The sequence below is a fragment of the Nocardia sp. CDC519 genome (assembly GCF_059509835.1).
Genome location: NZ_CM183377.1, coordinates 4,475,091 through 4,492,924 on the forward strand (window position 1 = coordinate 4,475,091; position 17,834 = coordinate 4,492,924).

The 17,834-nt window shown below is 67.8% G+C and carries 16 protein-coding genes; 8 read left to right on the forward strand and 8 right to left on the reverse strand.

Going from position 1 to position 17,834, the window contains the following annotated elements; translation table 11 throughout:
* The first annotated feature begins 107 nt into the window (after positions 1-107).
* From AC5W7N_RS20035 to fdhD, 4 genes are all read left to right on the forward strand, one after another.
* Positions 108-965, forward strand: coding sequence for a hypothetical protein (locus AC5W7N_RS20035; RefSeq protein ID WP_195007232.1), 858 nt, complete (start codon positions 108-110; stop codon positions 963-965).
* A gap of 71 nt (positions 966-1,036) precedes the next feature.
* Positions 1,037-2,206, forward strand: a complete 1,170-nt coding sequence (locus AC5W7N_RS20040; RefSeq protein WP_194992355.1) for an FHA domain-containing protein — start codon at positions 1,037-1,039, stop codon at positions 2,204-2,206.
* Positions 2,207-2,286: 80 nt separating this feature from the next.
* Positions 2,287-4,581, forward strand: coding sequence for an FdhF/YdeP family oxidoreductase (locus tag AC5W7N_RS20045; RefSeq protein ID WP_490725480.1), 2,295 nt, complete (start codon positions 2,287-2,289; stop codon positions 4,579-4,581).
* Positions 4,578-5,414 carry a formate dehydrogenase accessory sulfurtransferase FdhD gene (gene fdhD, locus AC5W7N_RS20050; protein ID WP_195021400.1) on the forward strand — a complete coding sequence of 279 codons (837 nt, stop codon included), beginning with the start codon at positions 4,578-4,580 and terminating at the stop codon, positions 5,412-5,414. The genes AC5W7N_RS20045 and fdhD overlap by 4 nt, the downstream gene beginning before the upstream one ends.
* A 111-nt stretch (positions 5,415-5,525) precedes the next feature.
* On the opposite strand, the gene mihF is transcribed toward fdhD, so the two are convergent.
* Complete coding sequence (mihF, locus tag AC5W7N_RS20055) at positions 5,526-5,840, reverse strand: integration host factor, actinobacterial type (RefSeq protein ID WP_014349663.1); 315 nt, start codon at positions 5,838-5,840, stop codon at positions 5,526-5,528.
* Positions 5,841-6,044: 204 nt separating this feature from the next.
* Between mihF and AC5W7N_RS20060 the strand changes: the two genes are divergently transcribed.
* Together AC5W7N_RS20060 and AC5W7N_RS20065 are read left to right on the forward strand one after the other, a co-directional pair.
* Complete coding sequence (locus tag AC5W7N_RS20060; RefSeq protein WP_490725479.1) at positions 6,045-6,656, forward strand: dihydrofolate reductase family protein; 612 nt, start codon at positions 6,045-6,047, stop codon at positions 6,654-6,656.
* Positions 6,657-6,900: 244 nt separating this feature from the next.
* A complete protein-coding gene (locus AC5W7N_RS20065) occupies positions 6,901-7,278 on the forward strand; it encodes a nuclear transport factor 2 family protein (protein WP_163815005.1) in 378 nt (125 codons plus the stop codon).
* Between the two features lie 163 nt (positions 7,279-7,441).
* Here AC5W7N_RS20065 and AC5W7N_RS20070 read toward each other — a convergent pair whose 3' ends face one another.
* From AC5W7N_RS20070 to AC5W7N_RS20095, 6 genes are all read right to left on the reverse strand, one after another.
* Complete coding sequence (locus AC5W7N_RS20070; protein ID WP_163815003.1) at positions 7,442-7,852, reverse strand: hypothetical protein; 411 nt, start codon at positions 7,850-7,852, stop codon at positions 7,442-7,444.
* 141 nt (positions 7,853-7,993) lie between these two features.
* Positions 7,994-9,274 carry an ATP-dependent Clp protease ATP-binding subunit ClpX gene (gene clpX, locus AC5W7N_RS20075; RefSeq protein WP_014349660.1) on the reverse strand — a complete coding sequence of 427 codons (1,281 nt, stop codon included), beginning with the start codon at positions 9,272-9,274 and terminating at the stop codon, positions 7,994-7,996.
* Positions 9,275-9,604: 330 nt separating this feature from the next.
* Positions 9,605-10,273 carry an ATP-dependent Clp protease proteolytic subunit gene (locus tag AC5W7N_RS20080; protein WP_014349659.1) on the reverse strand — a complete coding sequence of 223 codons (669 nt, stop codon included), beginning with the start codon at positions 10,271-10,273 and terminating at the stop codon, positions 9,605-9,607.
* Positions 10,274-10,314: 41 nt separating this feature from the next.
* Positions 10,315-10,902, reverse strand: a complete 588-nt coding sequence (locus tag AC5W7N_RS20085) for an ATP-dependent Clp protease proteolytic subunit (protein ID WP_036534548.1) — start codon at positions 10,900-10,902, stop codon at positions 10,315-10,317.
* Between the two features lie 215 nt (positions 10,903-11,117).
* Positions 11,118-12,509 carry a trigger factor gene (gene tig, locus AC5W7N_RS20090; RefSeq protein WP_163815001.1) on the reverse strand — a complete coding sequence of 464 codons (1,392 nt, stop codon included), beginning with the start codon at positions 12,507-12,509 and terminating at the stop codon, positions 11,118-11,120.
* A gap of 165 nt (positions 12,510-12,674) precedes the next feature.
* Positions 12,675-13,259, reverse strand: a complete 585-nt coding sequence (locus tag AC5W7N_RS20095; protein ID WP_194989759.1) for an FKBP-type peptidyl-prolyl cis-trans isomerase — start codon at positions 13,257-13,259, stop codon at positions 12,675-12,677.
* A 152-nt stretch (positions 13,260-13,411) separates the two neighbouring features.
* On the opposite strand from AC5W7N_RS20095, the gene AC5W7N_RS20100 reads away from it, so the two are divergent.
* Positions 13,412-15,904 carry a phosphoketolase family protein gene (locus AC5W7N_RS20100; protein WP_495921978.1) on the forward strand — a complete coding sequence of 831 codons (2,493 nt, stop codon included), beginning with the start codon at positions 13,412-13,414 and terminating at the stop codon, positions 15,902-15,904.
* 90 nt (positions 15,905-15,994) lie between these two features.
* A complete protein-coding gene (locus tag AC5W7N_RS20105; RefSeq protein ID WP_495921979.1) occupies positions 15,995-17,251 on the forward strand; it encodes a serine hydrolase domain-containing protein in 1,257 nt (418 codons plus the stop codon).
* A gap of 48 nt (positions 17,252-17,299) precedes the next feature.
* Here AC5W7N_RS20105 and AC5W7N_RS20110 read toward each other — a convergent pair whose 3' ends face one another.
* On the reverse strand, positions 17,300-17,695 hold the full coding sequence (locus AC5W7N_RS20110; RefSeq protein ID WP_194989760.1) for a DUF1801 domain-containing protein: 396 nt from the start codon (positions 17,693-17,695) through the stop codon (positions 17,300-17,302).
* Positions 17,696-17,834: the final 139 nt, after the last annotated feature.

The window sequence follows — 17,834 nt, forward strand, 5'->3', positions numbered from 1 at the left end:
CGCGAAATCGCCACCGACAAGCCGATTTCCGATCAGCACCGCGAGTCGCGTCGCCACACCGTTGCCGATTCGTTATCTACCGGTCTCCTGGTATAGCGTCCGCAACCATGCCGAGCTACCTCCATGAAGGTCTGCTTGATCTATTCCGCGCAGACGCCAATCTGGTGGCCACGCTACTGGCCGACGAGTTCGGCCTAGAGGTGCCGATTAATTCCGGAATCCACGCCGAACCATGCGATTTCACCGATGTCGGTCCCAAGGAGTACCGAGGCGACCTGGCGCTCGCGCTCTGCGACGACCGGAACAAACCGTTCCTGGGGGTGTGCGTCGAAGTACAGCTGAGCAGAAAGGCGGATCGTCGATGGAAATGGCCCGTCTACCTGACTACCCTGCGTTCCCGGCTCCGCTGTGCCGCGGTGCTGCTGGTGGTCACGCCGGTTCCGTCCGTAGCACGCTGGGCAGCCGAGCCGATCGAACTCGATCCCGCGGGTTCGGTGATCCGACCACTCGTCCTCGGACCCGAGCGGATCCCGATAGTGACCGACAGCGATGACGCCCAACGTTGCCCTGAACGTGCAACGCTGTCCGCGATCGCGCACGGGTCCGGACCGCACATGGACGAAGTCCTGAACGCGTTCCTCAGCGGCTTGATGAAGACCGACGACGAACGTGCGAAGATGTATCACGACCTGGTCGACGACGCATTGTCGATCGCGGCCAGCCGACGTCTGGAGGAACTGGTGGCGATGGCACCCGAGTACCAAGGCAGGATCGCGCGCAAGTACGTGGCTGAAGGCCGGGCCGAAGAAGCGGCTCGCTTGGTGCTGACGGTACTCACCGCGCGCGGGTTGGAGCTGTCTGCCGATCAGCGCGCACGCGTCGCCGCCTGCCGCGACCTGGACCAACTCGAAGCATGGGTGCGCCAGGCCGTGACCGCGACCTCCACGGACGAACTCTTCGAATGACAACAGCCGCCTGGCCCCGGTAGATGGCCTCTAGTCTGGTACCCGATGGGTGCGCCAGGAAGGAGGCGTGAGTGCGCGGCAGATCATCCACAGTCGGCGTCGCGCCGGGCGAAGGCCTGGTGGCGCGCTTCGACGACGTCATCATCTACATCGGCGCCGAAACCGCCTCTACCGAGCGGATCCTCGGCGCGGTGGAGGCCGTGGCGGCGATCGAGCATCCGGGTGCGGCCATTGCCCAGCGGCTGGCAGCGGTGGTGTTCGGCGCGGGTTCCGCGCCGCCACCGTTCGGTGTGCTCGCCCCCACCGATGACGGGACGCTCGTGCTGTTGCGCGGCGCCGTCGCTGCCCTGATCGACGGTGCCGAAGGGGCTCGGCGCCTCACCGGGTCGCGCGCCTTCACCTGGGTCGACGAGATCGTGAGCGTGCCGATCCGCACCATCACCATCGGCCCGGACAATGGGACCCCGATCACCGAACATCCGCGCACCGATCTGCGTTCTGGCGTCGTTCCCGGTGGCGGCTTCGTGCTGCGCGCCGGTGTCCGCCGCAGTGGGCGCAAGCCCGCCGCGCGTGCGGCGACGCCGGCCCCGCCACCGGGTGAGCCGCCCGCCACCGCGCCCGCCGGCTTCGCCGCCGCCGACGCCGATCCCGAACCCGATCGGCATCCGGCCACCCGCGCCGCCCCGCAGGCGCCGAGCACACCGCCGGCGGCACCGCGGCATCGTGCCCCGGCCTCCGACGCCTCACAGGCCATGTCGCTGGCCTGGTCGCAAGCTCCGGCGACGCCGCGCCCCGACCTGCCGGAACCGGTGGCGCTGCACAAACCGGGCGCACCGGACACCGTCCGCCGCAGGCCCCGCCTCGCCGTCGGCCGCGCATCGAACGCGCAGGTCCCCGGCGTGCTGGTGGCCGAGGACGGCGCCACCTACCCACTGGACCGCCCGTATGTCATCGGCCGCGGCCCGTCGGCCGACGAATCCGTGCGCCGCGCCACCGCGGCCCCGATCGTGTTGCAACGCGACCGCCACATCTCCCGGGTGCACGCCTACGTCTCGCTGGATCGCGGCAAGGTCTTCGTCCGCGATGCGGGCACCGCCTCGGGCACCTTCCTCGCCACGCCCGACTCCCCCGAATGGACTCGCGTCGGCCGGTCGCCCACCGAGTTGCCACCGGGCGGGCGGGTTCGCATCAGCGAACATGTGCTCACCTACCGCGCCGGCGACGGCAACGCGCCGGCCTGAGCCGGGCTGCCGCGGCCGGTCCACCCGCCGCGATCCGGCCATCCCGCACGCGGCCCCGACGCGGAGAGCACAATGGCCCCATGCACCGTAAAGGGCCGACCGAGGATATCGATGAGTCCGCACTGTCGGTGACCCCGCCGAAACAGCAGGCGGCAGGCGTCACCGCGGTGGCCGTCGCAGTGAAGCGAGCGGTCGAGGACATGGGTGTGGTCCGCACGGCCCGCACCCTGGTTCGGCTCAATCAGGTCGACGGTTTCGACTGTCCCGGATGTGCCTGGCCCGAACCCACCGGTCATCGCAGGCCCGCCGAGTTCTGTGAGAACGGCGCCAAGGCGGTGGGCGAGGAAGCCACGCTGCGCACCGTCACCCCGGAGTTCTTCGCCGCCCATTCGATCGCCGAGCTGTCCGGTAAGTCCGGATACTGGCTCGGCAGGCAGGGCAGGCTGACCCACCCGATGGTGCTGCGCCCCGGCCAGGACCACTACACCCCGATCGACTGGGACGAGGCCTATCAGCTGATCGCCGACCGGCTGCGCGCCCTCGACACCCCCGACGAAGCGGTGTTCTACACCTCCGGCCGCACCGCCAACGAGACCGCGTTCCTGTACCAGCTGCTGGTGCGCAGTTTCGGCACCAACAACCTGCCCGACTGCTCGAATATGTGTCACGAATCCTCGGGCACCGCGCTGACCAGCTCGATCGGCATCGGCAAGGGTTCGGTGACCATCGATGATTTCGCCGCTGCCGATCTGATCATCGTCGCGGGTCAGAACCCGGGCACCAACCATCCGCGGATGCTCAGCGCTCTCGCCGACGCCAAGGCCGCGGGAGCACACATCATCGCGGTCAATCCGCTCCCCGAAACCGGGCTGATCGGGTTCCGCGATCCGCAGACCGTCCGGGGTCTCACCACCGGCGTCCCCATCGCCGACGATTTCCTGCAGATCCGCCTCGGCGGCGATATGGCCCTGTTCCAGGGCCTGGGCAAGCTGCTGTTCGAGGCCGAGGACCGCGCGCCGGGCACCGTCGTCGACCGGGCCTTCGTCGACGCGCACACCGCCGGGTTCACCGAGTACGAAAAGCAGGTCCGCGCGGTCGATCTCGATGTGGTCGAGCAGGCGACCGGCCTCACCCGCGCACAACTCGAGTCCACCGCGCGCCGGTTCGCCGGCTCCGAGCGCGTCATCGTCTGCTGGGCCATGGGCCTCACCCAGCAGTCGCACGGTGTCGCCACCATCGAAGAAGCCACCAACCTGCTGCTGATGCGCGGCATGATCGGCAAACCGGGTGCCGGTGTGTGCCCGGTGCGCGGGCATTCGAATGTCCAGGGCGATCGCACCATGGGCATCTGGGAGAAGATGCCCGAATCGTTCCTTGCCGCTCTCGACCGCGAATTCGGCATCACCGCACCCCGCGCGCACGGCCTGGACACGGTGAACGCCATTCGCGCCATGCGCGACGGCAAGGCCCGGGTCTTCTTCGGCATGGGCGGCAACTTCGTCGCCGCCACCCCCGATACCGAGGTCACCGAGGCGGCGTTGCGGGCCTGCGATCTCACCGTGCAGGTCTCCACCAAACTCAACCGCAGCCACGTCGTGCACGGCGCCACCGCCCTGATCCTGCCCACCCTGGGCCGCACCGATCTCGATGTCCAAGACGGCGTGAAACAGCAGGTGTCGGTGGAGGATTCGATGTCGATGGTGCATCTGTCCACCGGTCGGCTGCACCCGGTGAGCGAACACCTGCGCAGCGAGGTCGCCATCGTCTGCGAGCTGGCGCAGCACCTGTTCGGCCCGGACCATCCGGTGCCGTGGGCCGATTTCCGCCGTGATTACGACCGCATCCGTGACGCCATCGCTCGCGTGGTGCCCGGCTGCGCCGACTACAACCGGAAGGTCCGCAGGCGCAATGGTTTCGTGCTGCCGCATCCGCCGCGCGATGCCCGCGAATTCCGCACCGCCACCGGCCGCGCCAACTTCGCCGTCAACGACCTCACCTGGTTACCGGTGCCGCCGGGCCGGCTGATCCTGCAGACCTTGCGCAGCCACGACCAGTACAACACCACCATCTACGGGTTGGAGGATCGCTATCGCGGAATCCACGGTGGGCGCAAGGTCGTGCTCGTCAACGCCGACGACATCGCCGACCTCGGTTTCACCGATGGTGAGCTGGTCGATCTGGTCTCGGAGTGGAGCGACGGTGTGCAGCGCCGGGTCGAGGGCTTCCGCATCGTCGCCTATTCGACCCCGCGCGGCAATGCCGCCGCCTACTACCCGGAGACCAATCCGCTGATCCCGCTCGATCATGTGGCGGCGCGATCGAATACGCCGGTGGCCAAGGCCGTCACCGTCCGGCTGGAGCGGGCGCGCTCATGAGCCGGGTCACCGCTCGCCGCCGGATGCAGCGCGTCTCGCCCGCGGGGCTGGTACAGCGGCCCGACACCTTGGCGGTGGAGGAGCCGCTGGAGGTTCGGGTGAACGGGGCGTCGCTGACGGTCACCATGCGCACCCCCGGCAACGATATCGATCTGGTGCACGGGTTCCTGTTCGCCGAGGGCGTGATCGACTCGGCCGAGGACATCCTCGCCGCCCGCTACTGCGCGGGCACCGACGACGAGGGCCGCAACACCTACAACGTCCTCGACGTCACCCTGCGCACACCTGCCCCGGTCAAGGCCAGGAACTTCCTGACCACCAGCGCCTGCGGGCTGTGCGGCAAGTCCGCGCTCGACGAGGTCCGCACCCGGACCCGCTTCGCCCTGCCCGCCGCGGCGCCGATGATCGGCGTCGACGCGCTGGCCGCCATGCCGGACACGCTGCGCGGCGAGCAGTCGGTCTTCGATGCCACCGGCGGCCTGCACGCGGCCGGGCTGTTCACCGCGGACGGTGCGGTGCTCGCGGTCCGCGAGGACATCGGCCGCCACAACGCGGTGGACAAGGTGGTCGGCTGGGCGGTGCGCGAGCACCGGATTCCGGCCACCGAACTGGTGCTGGTCGTGAGTGGCCGGGCGTCCTTCGAATTGGTGCAGAAGGCCGTCATGGCCGGGATTCCGCTGCTCGCGGCCGTCTCGGCACCCAGCTCACTGGCCGTCGATCTGGCCGCTGAATCCGGACTCACCCTGGCCGGCTTCGTCCGTGGGGAGACGATGAACATCTACACCCACCCGGACCGGATCGTCACCGAAGCGGCGAGCTCGCGCCCCGCGTGATCGATGCGGGGACGTCTCGGAAATTTCTCGAAGCGCGAGCCCGAAAACGCTCGCGCCGACCTGAGCGTCCGTCGCGGAGAGCTCATCGCGCGGACGCTCAGCGCCGGGTTCTCAGTCGGCGAGGGCCTCGAGCAGGGCGGCGCGCTGGCGTGCGCCCAGGCCGCCGATGCGGCGGTCCTCGGGGATCTCGGCCTGGTCGAGCAGCTTCGCCGCCTTGACCGGGCCCACACCGGGAAGGGCCTTGATGACGGCCGCGACCTTCGTCTTCTTGACCAGGTCGTCGGAGTCGGCCTTTTTCAGCAGATCAGCCACTGAGACCTTGCCCGACTTCACCTTGCCGATCAGTTCGGAGCGCGCCTTGCGGACCGCCGCCGCTTTGGCCAACGCTTCAGAGCGCTGTTCCGCGGTCATGGTAGGCAGTGCCATGTCTCCTCCGCTTTCACTCGTCACTCGAACATCTGACTCGAACATCTGGTTGACCGGACCGATTCAACATCACCGTACCGACAAGGTACGCCCGACACACCGGGGAAAAACACACTGGATAACGCGATGATTTTCCGCGCCGCGGCCCGTCGGAACCGATAACGAGCCCGAATCGACCGGGTGAAGAAGGAAAGGATCGGACCCATGGAGCTGTCCCTGACCCTGTTCGTCACCCTCGACGGCGTCTACCAGGCGCCCGGCGGTCCGGAGGAAGATCCGAGCGGCGGCTTCACCCAGGGCGGGTGGCTGGCCCCCTTTGTCGACGACGAATTCGGCGCCTTCATCGATGCCATATTCGGCCGGGCCGAGGCCTTCCTGCTCGGACGCCACACCTACGACATCTTCGCGAGCTACTGGCCCAAGATCACCGACAGTGACGATGTGGTGCCGGTGAAACTGAACGCGCTGCCCAAGTTCGTCGTGAGCAGCCACCTCGATCACGCCGACTGGGCCGGTACCGAGATCCTGCGCGGCGACCTGCTCACCGAGATCACCGCGATCAAACAACGGCCGGGCGGCGAGGTACAGGTGCACGGCAGCGGCGCCCTCGGGCAGAGCTTGCTCGCCGCCGGGATGGTGGACACCCTGAAGCTGGTCACCGCACCCGTGGTGCTCGGCCAGGGCAAGCGGCTGTTCGCTGATGGCATGCGCCCCACCGGGTTCCGGCTCACCGAGTCGCGTGCGAGCTCGGCGGGACTGATCATGTCCACCTACCGCGCGGCAGGCACCCCGGAGTACGGATTGGTGGGCGAGTGACGCGCGTAACAACGAGGACGCGCGCACCGACACATCAGCAGGAGCACCCGCACGGATCAAGGTTCAACGGCGAACCAGGGAGATCAAAGACGCTCTCCAGCACCGGGCGCGGACCGGAATTCCACCGGCCGTCACCGTATCCCAGCGGGTGACAACTGAAGGGACAGTCCGTTCCCACCTCGGCGGGACCGCCGGACTGCTATCGTGCCGAACTAGAACACGTTTCAATTCGGTAGGAGTTCCCATGGCACGGCAGATCCGCGATGTGGTCGAGGAGTACGTCAAGCTGGTCGGCAGCGGCACGTCCGAGGACGTGGTCGCGCTGTACGCACCGGACGCGACCGTCGAGGACCCGATCGGCACCCCGCCGAAGCACGGGCACGACGCGATCCGCGAGTTCTACAACGTCCTGGCGAACCTGGAGCGCGAATCCACCCTGCATGCCGACACCGTCCGCATCGGCGGCAACCAGGCGGCATTCATGTTCACCCTCGTCACCAAGGCAGGCGACCAGCGTGTGACGCTGCGCCCGATCGATGTGATGGAGTTCGACGACGAGGGCCGGATCACCCATATGCGCGCCTACTGGAGCCAGGACGACATGAGCATCGAACCCGCCTGATCCAGCGCAGGGTGACCGCGCCCATCCACAGCCGTGCAGCCCGGTGATGCGGCGGGCGCCGGTCACCTTTCTTTTGCCGCCGCCCGCGATCGTCGGCATCTACTCGGCCCGGATGTCCTCGATCGATCGCACAGGACCGATCGCGGCCGGCCGCGGGTAGCACTCAGATCACCAGGCAGGCGTACCCGATGTGCATGCCCACCCCCACCTCCACCTGGACCCACGGGGCGATCTCCTGCGCCGTGGTCGGCTGCACCGCTTGGAGCGTGTGGTGGCCGCGCGTCGTCGGCGTCCAGGTGACCAGTGCGACGCCGTCGGTGGGCGCAACGGTGGCAAACGGCACTCCGTTGTCGTAGAAGGTCACCGGCGTCAACCCCTCGGTGAGCCGGGCCCGTACGGTGTATTGGCAAGTGGTGCCGTAGTTGGTGATCGGCCCGAACGAGAAGTCCGGCATCACGCTCACCTGCGTGACGGTGGCTTCGGCCGAAGGTGCGGTGACCGCGAGGCCGAAGGTGGCCGCGGCGGCGGCTGCGGCCGCCAGCGCCGGGATGCGGGCTCGGAAACGCTTCGACATCGGCCGCTCCTCGTTGTGCGACGCCTGCAGGTGCACCGACCCTACAACGATCACACCGGCCGAGAGGCCGTCATCGCCAACTCGGCGCCGAAACGATGAACGGCCCGCCCACAGTGTGGGCGGGCCGTCCTTGCGACTGTGTCAGGCCGACTTCTCGCGGCGCTCGGCGCGTTCGCGCTTGCGCGGGACGATGGTGGGCAGCACGTTGTCGTTGACGGTGTCGGCGTCCACGACCACCTTCGCGACATCGTCGCGGCTGGGGATGTCGAACATCACCTGCTGCAACACCTCCTCCATGATGGCGCGCAGGCCGCGGGCACCGGTGCCGCGCAGGATGGCCTGATCGGCCACCGCTTCGAGCGCGTCGCGGGTGAACTCGAGATCCACCCCATCCATCTCGAACAGCCGGATGTACTGCTTGACCAGCGCGTTCTTCGGCTCGGAGAGGATCTTGACCAGCGAATCCTTGTCCAGGTTCGTCACCGAGGCGACCACCGGGAGGCGGCCGATGAACTCGGGGATCAGGCCGAACTTGATCAGATCCTCCGGCATCACATCGGCGAAGTGGTCGATGGTGTCGACCTCGGCCTTGGAGCGCACCTCGGCGCCGAAGCCGATACCGCGATGACCGGTGCGGTCGGAGATGATCTTCTCCAGCCCGGCGAACGCGCCCGCCACGATGAACAGCACGTTGGTGGTGTCGATCTGGATGAATTCCTGATGCGGATGCTTGCGCCCGCCCTGCGGCGGCACGCTGGCCTGGGTGCCCTCCAGGATCTTCAGCAGCGCCTGCTGCACACCCTCACCGGAGACGTCACGGGTGATCGAGGGGTTCTCGCTCTTGCGGGCGATCTTGTCGACCTCGTCGATGTAGATGATGCCCGTCTCGGCGCGCTTGACGTCGTAGTCGGCGGCCTGGATCAGCTTGAGCAGGATGTTCTCGACGTCCTCACCGACGTAGCCTGCCTCGGTGAGCGCGGTGGCGTCGGCGATGGCGAACGGCACATTGAGCATCTTGGCCAGCGTCTGCGCCAGATAGGTCTTACCGCAGCCGGTGGGGCCGAGCATCAAAATGTTGGACTTGGCCAGCTCGACGCTCTCGCCGCGGCTGTCGCGCCCCTTGTCGCCGGCCTGGATCCGCTTGTAGTGGTTGTAGACCGCCACGGCGAGCGTGCGCTTGGCCGTGTCCTGGCCGATCACGTAGTTCTCCAGGAAATCCCGGATCTCGGCGGGTTTGGGCAACTCATCGAGTTTGACTTCGCTGGACTCGGCCAGCTCCTCTTCGATGATCTCGTTGCACAGGTCGATGCACTCGTCGCAGATGTACACCCCGGGTCCCGCAATGAGCTTCTTGACCTGCTTTTGACTCTTTCCGCAGAACGAGCACTTCAGCAGATCGCCGCCATCACCGATGCGCGCCATCTCGTGGGTCCTACTTCCTTGTTCGCGTGCAACCGTCCATCCAGTTGCCAGCTTTCCGCCACCTGTGGAAGGTGTCGTTGAATCCGTCGACCGTATCCGGGTGGTGGTGCACTGCTGTCAACCGGGAGCAAAGGTCCCTAGGTCGACCGTACCCGGTGTGCGCGAAACTGGTCGACAACTCGCGCATGTTTCTCGCCGGGGTTGTGCGGGTTCTCACCATGATTCACCCGATTCGCCCGGTCGCCGAGCCGTCCGCCACACGCGCAACTTTTCAGCAATCCCCGCGTGTCGGCTGGACCCGCGGCGCACGGGGCGCCGCGGGTCACCGCACTACTTCTGCGCGCTCAGCTTGCGGTAGTCGAACACCGTGTCGATGATGCCGTAATCCTTGGCATCTTCGGCGGTGAGGATCTTGTCGCGGTCGGTGTCCTTGCGGATGGTGTCGGGGTCCTTGCCGGTGTGGCGGGCCAGCGTGGTCTCCATCAGACGACGCATGCGCTCGATCTCGGCGGCCTGGATCTCCAGGTCCGACACCTGACCCTGGATGCCACCCTCCAGCGACGGCTGGTGGATGAGCACGCGGGCGTTGGGCAGGCAGGCCCGCTTACCGGGGGTACCGGCGGCCAGCAGCACCGCGGCCGCGGAGGCGGCCTGGCCCAGGCAGACGGTGGCCACATCGGCACGCACGTACTGCATGGTGTCGTAGATGGCCATCAGCGAGGTGAACGAGCCACCCGGCGAGTTGATGTACATGGTGATGTCGCGGTCGGGATCGAGCGACTCGAGCACCAGCAGCTGGGCCATGATGTCGTTCGCCGAGGCGTCGTCGACCTGCACGCCGAGGAAGATGATGCGCTCCTCGAACAGCTTGTTGTACGGGTTGGACTCCTTGACGCCGAAGCTCGAGTGCTCGATGAACGACGGCAGGATGTAGCGGGCCTGCGGGCTGGCCGGCGCGATACCGGACAGGCCTGCGCGGGGGTCGATCAGGTTGGCCATCTTCGTCTCCAAAGTCGGTGGGAGGTGAGCTGATTCGCGGCTCAGTTACCGGCGCCGTTCGCCTGGCGAGCGCTGTTGATCACGCGATCGATGAAGCCGTACTCGAGCGCCTGGTTCGCGGTGAACCAGCGGTCGCGGTCGGCGTCGGCGGTAACCTGCTCCACCGTCTGGCCGGTGTGCAGCGCCTGCAGTTCGTTGAGTTCGCGCTTGGTGTGCGCGAGCTGCTCGGCGTAGATCGAGATGTCGGCGGCGCTACCACCGATGCCCGCCGAGGGCTGGTGCATCATGATCCGGGTGTGCGGCAGCGCGTAGCGCTTGCCCTTGGTGCCCGCGGTGAGCAGGAACTGCCCCATCGATGCGGCCAGGCCGAAGGCGATGGTCGCGATATCGCACTCGGCGTACTGCATGGTGTCGTAGATGGCCATACCGGCGCTGACCGAGCCGCCCGGCGAGTTGATGTAGAGCGAGATGTCGCGGGTCGGGTCCTCGGCGGCCAGCAGCAGGATCTGCGCGCACAGCTTGTTGGCGATGTCGTCGTCGACCTGGGTACCCAGGAAGATGATGCGGTCGCGGAGCAAGCGCTCGTACACCGAATCACTGAGGTTGAGACCAGCAGTCGCGGATGTCATGACCCCTGCCTGGTTGATTGTCACGGATACCTGCCTTCTCTCGCCGGCTCGTTGCTGACACAAACATTAACGAAGCAGGGCGGCACCGAACTCCCGGTACCGCCCTTCTTCGCTCACAGCGCAATCTCGCTGGCGCTCGATTGCACTGTGCGCGACCGCGCGCTGTGTTTTCGGTTCACTCGCTTCGCTCGCTTACAGCGCAATATCTATTCGGCTTACTTCTCGGCGTCGGCCGAGGCCTCGGTGGTCTCGGCGGCCGCCTCGGTGTTCTCCTCGGCCGAATCTTCCGGAGCACCGAACATTTCGGTGGTGTCGACGGTGTTGCCCGCGGAGTCGGTGACGGTGGCCTTACCGACCACACCGGCCAGCGCCTTGCCCCGGCGGACGTCGGCGAACACCGCGCCGAGCTGACCGGCCTGCTGCACCTGCTGGATGAACTGCTCCGGCGACATGCCGTAGCGCTGGGCCTGGAACAGGATGCGCTCGGTGAGCTCCTCCTGGCCGACCTGGGTGCCCTCGGCCTCGGCGATGGCGTCCAGCAGCAGCTGGGTCTTCACCGACTTCTCGGCGGCCTCCTTGGTGTCCTTGTCGAACTCCTCGCGGCTGGAGCCCTGGGCCTCGAGCGCCTCGGCGAACTTGGCCTCGTCGTGGTCGAAGCCGTGCACGGCATCGTGCTCGACGGCGTCGATCTCGGCCTTCACCACGGCCTCGGGCAGCGGCACCTCGACCTTGTCGAGCAGCTGCTCGAGCACCTTGTCGCGGATGTCGCCGGCCTGCTGGACCTTCTTGACCCGCTCCACGCGGCCGCGCAGATCGGCCTTCAGCTCGTCGAGGGTGTCGAATTCGCTGGCCAGCTGGGCGAACTCGTCGTCGGCCTCGGGCAGCTCGCGCTCCTTGACCGAACCGACGGTGACGGTGATGACGGCTTCCTTGCCCGCGTGCTCGCCCGCCACCAGGGTGGAGGTGAACTCCTTGGACTCACCGGCGGACAGGCCGATCACGGCCTCGTCCAGGCCCTCGATGAGCTGGCCGGAGCCGACCTCGTGGGACAGGCCGGTGGTCGAGGCCTCCGGCACGTCCTCGCCGTCGACGGTGGCCGACAGGTCGATGGAGATGAAGTCGCCCTCCTGCACCGGGCGCTCGACGCCGGTGAGGGTGCCGAAGCGCTGACGCAGCGACTGCAGCTGCTCGTCGATGTCGGAATCGTCGACGGTGATGGCGTCGACGGTGACCTCGATGGTGCTGTAGTCGGGCAGGGTGATCTCCGGGCGGACGTCGACCTCGGCGGTGAACGCCAGCTCCTGGCCGTCTTCGATCTTGGTGATCTCGATTTCGGGCTGGCCGATGACCTTCACCTCGGAGGTGGTGACGGCCTCGCTGTAGCGGGCCGGGAGCACGTCGTTGACGACCTGCTCCAGGATCGCGCCGCGGCCCAGGCGCGCCTCGAGCAGCTTGGCCGGCGCCTTGCCCGGGCGGAAGCCGGGGATACGGACCTGCTTGGCCAGCGCCTTGTAGGCCTTGTCGAAGTCCGGCTTCAGCTCCTCGAAGGGCACCTCGACATTGATCCGGACCCGTGTCGGGCTCAGCTGCTCGACGGTGCTCTTCACGGACATGCTCCTTGTTCGTAGTTCATCGGTCGTTGACGTCGGTGTGTCCCCCCGATCGCATCCAGGCAAGGTTAGTCGACCGGTGCGCACGCCCTGCAATCCGGGCACGCGAACGCCCCCGGCGCTACCGCAGCGGCGGCGCGGGCAGGGCGAGGACCTCGGGGGTCAGTTGTCCGGTACGTCTACCGCGTCGGTGACGAAGACCAGGGTCTCGTTCGGCTTGATGCCGTTGCCACCCATGCCGTAGCCGAGGTCGGGCGGAATGATCAGCAGCCTGCGGGTGCCCTCGTTGACGCCTTCGAGGCCCTGATCCCAGCCGGGGATGACCATACCGGCGCCGAGGGTCAGTTCGAACGGTTCGCCACGGTCGAAGGAGCTGTCGAGCTTCTGCTTGTCCGACCAGGTGACCAGCGTGTAGTTCATCTTCAGTTCCTGGCCGGGCTGCGCGCCCGGGCCGGAGCCCGCGACGAGATCCTTGACGATCAGCTGCTTCGGCGGATCGCAGTCGTCGGGGATGGTGATGGTGGGGGCCTCACCGAAGCCGCCGGTGACGCCGATGTCGTCGGCGGTGCATTCACGGCCGGTGGACGGCTTCGGAGTGGGCGCACCGGTCGCGGCGTACGCGCTCGTCGCGGCCGTGGCGGTGGCCGCGGCCTCGCTGTCGGAGCTGTCGTCGGAGCCGCAGGCCGACAGCGCGAAGGCGGCCACGGCGAGGGTGGCGATACCGATGGTCCTGGCGGAGGTAGGCATGCCGCGCACCCTAATCGACGCGGCCGGGCAGCGACCGATCGAGCCCGCGCCTGCCGGTCCCCGATCGAGTCCTGGGCCCAGCACGGGTCCGGCCGGTAGCCTGACGGGGAATCTCCATCCGGTGCGTGGCACGAACGTGAGGAGAATCGCCCATGGCACAGCCTGGCTCACAAGGCAATCCCGCCGCCGAGGACACCTCGGCCGACAATGTCGGTGGTAGCGGCGGCCGGTCGGTGGCGCCGAGCCCGTATCGACTCACCGACGCCCCCGGCCCACTCGACGCCGACGAACTCGCGGCCGTGGACGCCTGGTGGCGGGCGGCGAACTATCTGTCGGTGGGCCAGATCTATCTGATGGCCAACCCGCTGCTGCGCGAACCGCTGCGCGCCGAGCACATCAAACCCCGGCTGCTCGGCCATTTCGGCACGGTGCCCGGACTGAATCTGGTGTGGGTGCATGCCAATCGGGCCATCCTGGCCCGCGATCTCGACGCGGTGTTCGTCGCCGGTCCCGGTCACGGCGGCCCGGGGCCGAACGCCTGTGCGTGGCTGGAGGGCACCTATTCCGAGCTGTACAGCCACGTCCCGCGCGATGTCGATGGCATGCGCGCGCTGTTCGCGCAGTTCTCCTTCCCCGGCGGGGTGCCGAGCCACTGCGCGCCGGAGACGCCCGGTTCCTTCCACGAGGGTGGTGAGCTCGGATACTCACTGCTGCACGCCTTCGGCGCCGCGCTGGATCACCCGGACCTCACCGTGTTCTGCGTGGTCGGCGACGGCGAGGCCGAGACGGGGCCGTTGGCGGGCAGCTGGCATGCCGACAAGTTCCTCAACCCCGCCCGCGACGGCGCGGTGCTGCCGATTCTGGCGCTCAACGAATACAAGATCGCCAATCCGACGATTCTGGCCCGGGTCCCCGAGCCCGAGTTGATCTCGCTGATGCGTGGGTACGGCTACGAGCCGCTGCTGGTGTCCGGCCGCGATCCCGCACGGGTGCATCAGGCCATGGCGCAGGCGATGGACACCGCACTGGAGCGGATCGCGCAGATCCAGCGGGCCGCGCGCGGCGACGGTGACGGTTCCCGCCCGCATTGGCCGATGATCGTATTGCGCACCCCCAAGGGCTGGACCTGTCCCCCGGTGGTGGACGGCGAACCCGTGGAGGGCACGTTCCGCGCACATCAGGTCCCGCTGCCCGCGGCCCGCACCGACGACGCCCACCGGCGGGTGCTCGAAGAGTGGTTGCGGTCGTATCGGCCCTCGGAGCTGTTCGACGAGTCCGGGGCTCCCGTCTCGGAGTTGATGGATCTCGTCCCCGCCGGTGATCGGCGGATGAGTGCGAACCCGGTGAGCAATGGCGGCGCGCAGGTGCGCGATCTGCGGTTGCCGGATTGGCGCGATTTCGGCGTCGAGGTGCCCGCGCCCGGCGCGACCCAGCACGAGGCCACCCGGGTACTCGGCGGCTGGCTGCGCGAGGTGACCGCACACAACCCGGACAACTTCCTGACCTTCGCGCCGGATGAGCTGGCCAGCAACCGTTTACAGGACATCCTCGAGGTCACCGGACGCAACTGGCAGGCCGAGATCGACGAGTTCGACGTCGGGCTCGACCGGCGGGGCAGGGTGATCGAGGTGCTGTCCGAGCACATGTGCCAGGGGCTGCTCGAAGGCTATCTGCTCACCGGCAGGCACGGCGTGTTCACCTGCTACGAGGCCTTCGTGCACATCGTCGACGCCATGTTCAATCAGCACGCCAAATGGCTCGACGCGAGCGCGGCGGTGCCGTGGCGGCGCCCGATCCCGAGCCTGAATTATCTGCTGTCGTCGCATGTCTGGCGGCAGGACCACAACGGCTTCACCCATCAGGACCCGGGTTTTCTCGATGTGGTGCTGAACAAGAAGCCCGAGATCGTGCGGGTGTACCTGCCGCCGGACGCCAACACACTGCTGTCCACGTTCGACCATTGCCTGCGTTCGCGCCACTACGTGAACGTGGTGGTGGCGGGCAAACAGCCACAGGCCGATTGGCTTTCGGTCGAGGCAGCGGCGCTGCATTGCGCGCGCGGGATCGGTATCTGGGAGTGGGCGGGTAACAACGACGAACTCGGCGCCGCCCCGGATGTGGTGCTGGCCTGTGCCGGTGACGTGCCGACCCTCGAGACGCTGGCCGCCGCGGCCATCCTGCGCGAGCACCTGCCGCATCTGCGGGTGCGGGTGATCAATGTGGTGGATCTGATGCGGCTGTTGCCGAGCACCGAACACCCGCACGGGCTCCCCGATTCCGAATTCGACACCCTGTTCACCCGCGATCGCCCGGTGATCTTCGCCTTCCACGGCTACCCGTGGCTCATCCATCGGCTCACCTACCGGCGCACGAACCACTCGGGCCTGCACGTGCGCGGATACAAGGAGCGCGGAACCACCACCACCCCGTTCGACATGGTGATGCTCAACGATATGGATCGCTATCACCTGGTCATCGACGTGATCGACCGGGTGCCGGGGCTGCGCGAGAAGGCCGGCGGCCTGCGCCAGCAGCTGCAGGACGCACGGCTGCGAGCCCGGGCCTGGACCCGAGAGCACGGGGAGGACATCCCCGCGGTGGCACAGTGGACGTGGCCCGACGGCTCAGATCATTGCCCGACGTAATGAAACGAGTTACATTCGGTAGCAAGGTCGCTTGCAACTGCTAGCAAGCAGCAAGCGGCCGGGGCGTTTCGCAGACAAAGGAGTCTGATCATGCCGGCTACCGGGACCGATGGCGTGTGGGCCGAGGAGTCCGTCCCACCCCTCTCGCAGATGCTCATCGACGACCGCTTCGTGCCGGTGGCCATGAAGTTCTTCGCGATGGTCCCTCGTCGCCGCCACGGTGGCGCGGCGCTCGCGGTCTACCTGGACGGCGAGCCGGTGCTCGACATCTGGAGCGGCTGGGCCGCACCGGGCCGGCGCTGGCGCGGCGACACCATGGCGCTGGCCTACTCCACCGGCAAGGGCGTCGCCGCGACGGTGGCGCACCGGCTGATCGAACGCGGCCTGCTCGCGCTGGACGAACCGGTCGCCAGCTACTGGCCCGAGTTCGCCGCCAACGGCAAGGGCACCATCACCGTCCGCGAGGTGCTCAACCATCGCGCCGGCCTGCAACGCACCCGCGGGCTCCTCGACGATCCCGACGGCATGCTCGACCACGACACCCTGGCCGCCGCGCTCGCCGCCGCGGCACCCGATCCGCTGCGGCTGCGCGCCTCCGGCTATCACGGGCTGACGTTCGGCACGCTCGTGGCCGAGATCGCCCAGCGTGCGACCGGCTTGCCGTTCCCCCAGCTGGTGCGCACCGAACTGGCCGAGCCGCTGGGGCAGGACGACCTCTGGTTCGGCGTACCCGACCACCATCGGGCGCGCATCGCACCGCTGTCGCCGCGCCTGCACATCGCCCGCGTTCCACTCGATCGGCTGACCGGCCTGACCGGATCGCTGCGGCCGCTGACCTCGCTGCGCGAAGTGATCTACGACGGCTGGGCCGAGATGAGCCAGACCGAGCGCCCCTACACGGCGATGATGCCCGGCTGGAACGGCGTGTTCACCGCGCGCGCACTGGCCGCGATGTACGGCGCGATCGCCAATGACGGACGCGTCGGCCATCGGCGGCTGCTGAAGCCCGAAACCACCAGGATGATCGCGAGGATGCCCGCCAACAGCCGCTTCGACTATGTGCTCGGCGCCCCGCCGCACCATGCGCTCGGCTATCACCGCGGCATCGTCGGGGCCACCCTGACCAGGCACGCCCTCGGCCATTACGGCATCGGCGGCTCCGGCGCGATGGCGATGCCCGGTCTGGGGCTGTCGATCGCCTTCGTCACCAACCAACTGGGCAATCACGCCATGTCGCTGGGTGATGGACGGCTGCCGATGCTCGCGGCCGCGGCGGTGCGGTCCGCGCGGTCCGCGCGTTCGGCGCATGGTGGCGGCCCGGCGGAACTGACTGCTGCCGCGAGCTGAGCCGACGGCCCGCCGGAGCGAACGGCCTCAGCGCGAGAGCGAACGGCCTCAGCGCTCGCCTTTGAGCTTGCGCCAGCCGCCGGCGCGGTTGTTGGCGATGATCTGCCGGAACATGGCCAGCAGCGCGGGCGCGTTCAGCGTTTCGCCCTCATGGATCGCGACGGTGCGGGCGGTCTTGTTGTCGTGCCCGCCGGTGATGATGCCCTCCGGGTCGGGGACGATCGCGCCGTCGTAGAGGAAAACATTCACATGCGATCGCGCCGCTAGAAGCGCGCAGATATTGCCGTCGAGCACGAAATACGGCTGGACGGTCCGCTTGATCGTCTCCTGCACCTGCGGGTCGGCCGCGTGCACGAGATCGCGCACCTCCCGGCAGATCTGCTGCTGCCAGGCGGGCAGCGCGTCGATGTAGTCATCCACGCGCGGATCGACTCGGTAGGTCACCTCTCGATCACACCACGCACAGCACAGTCCGGTCAGCACTTCCCAGCCCCGGGAATAGCGGTACTGCAATCAGCGTCACATCGACTATCGTACCGTTATATAACGACACATTGATTGGGTCAGGCAGCGCCGAGGCCCA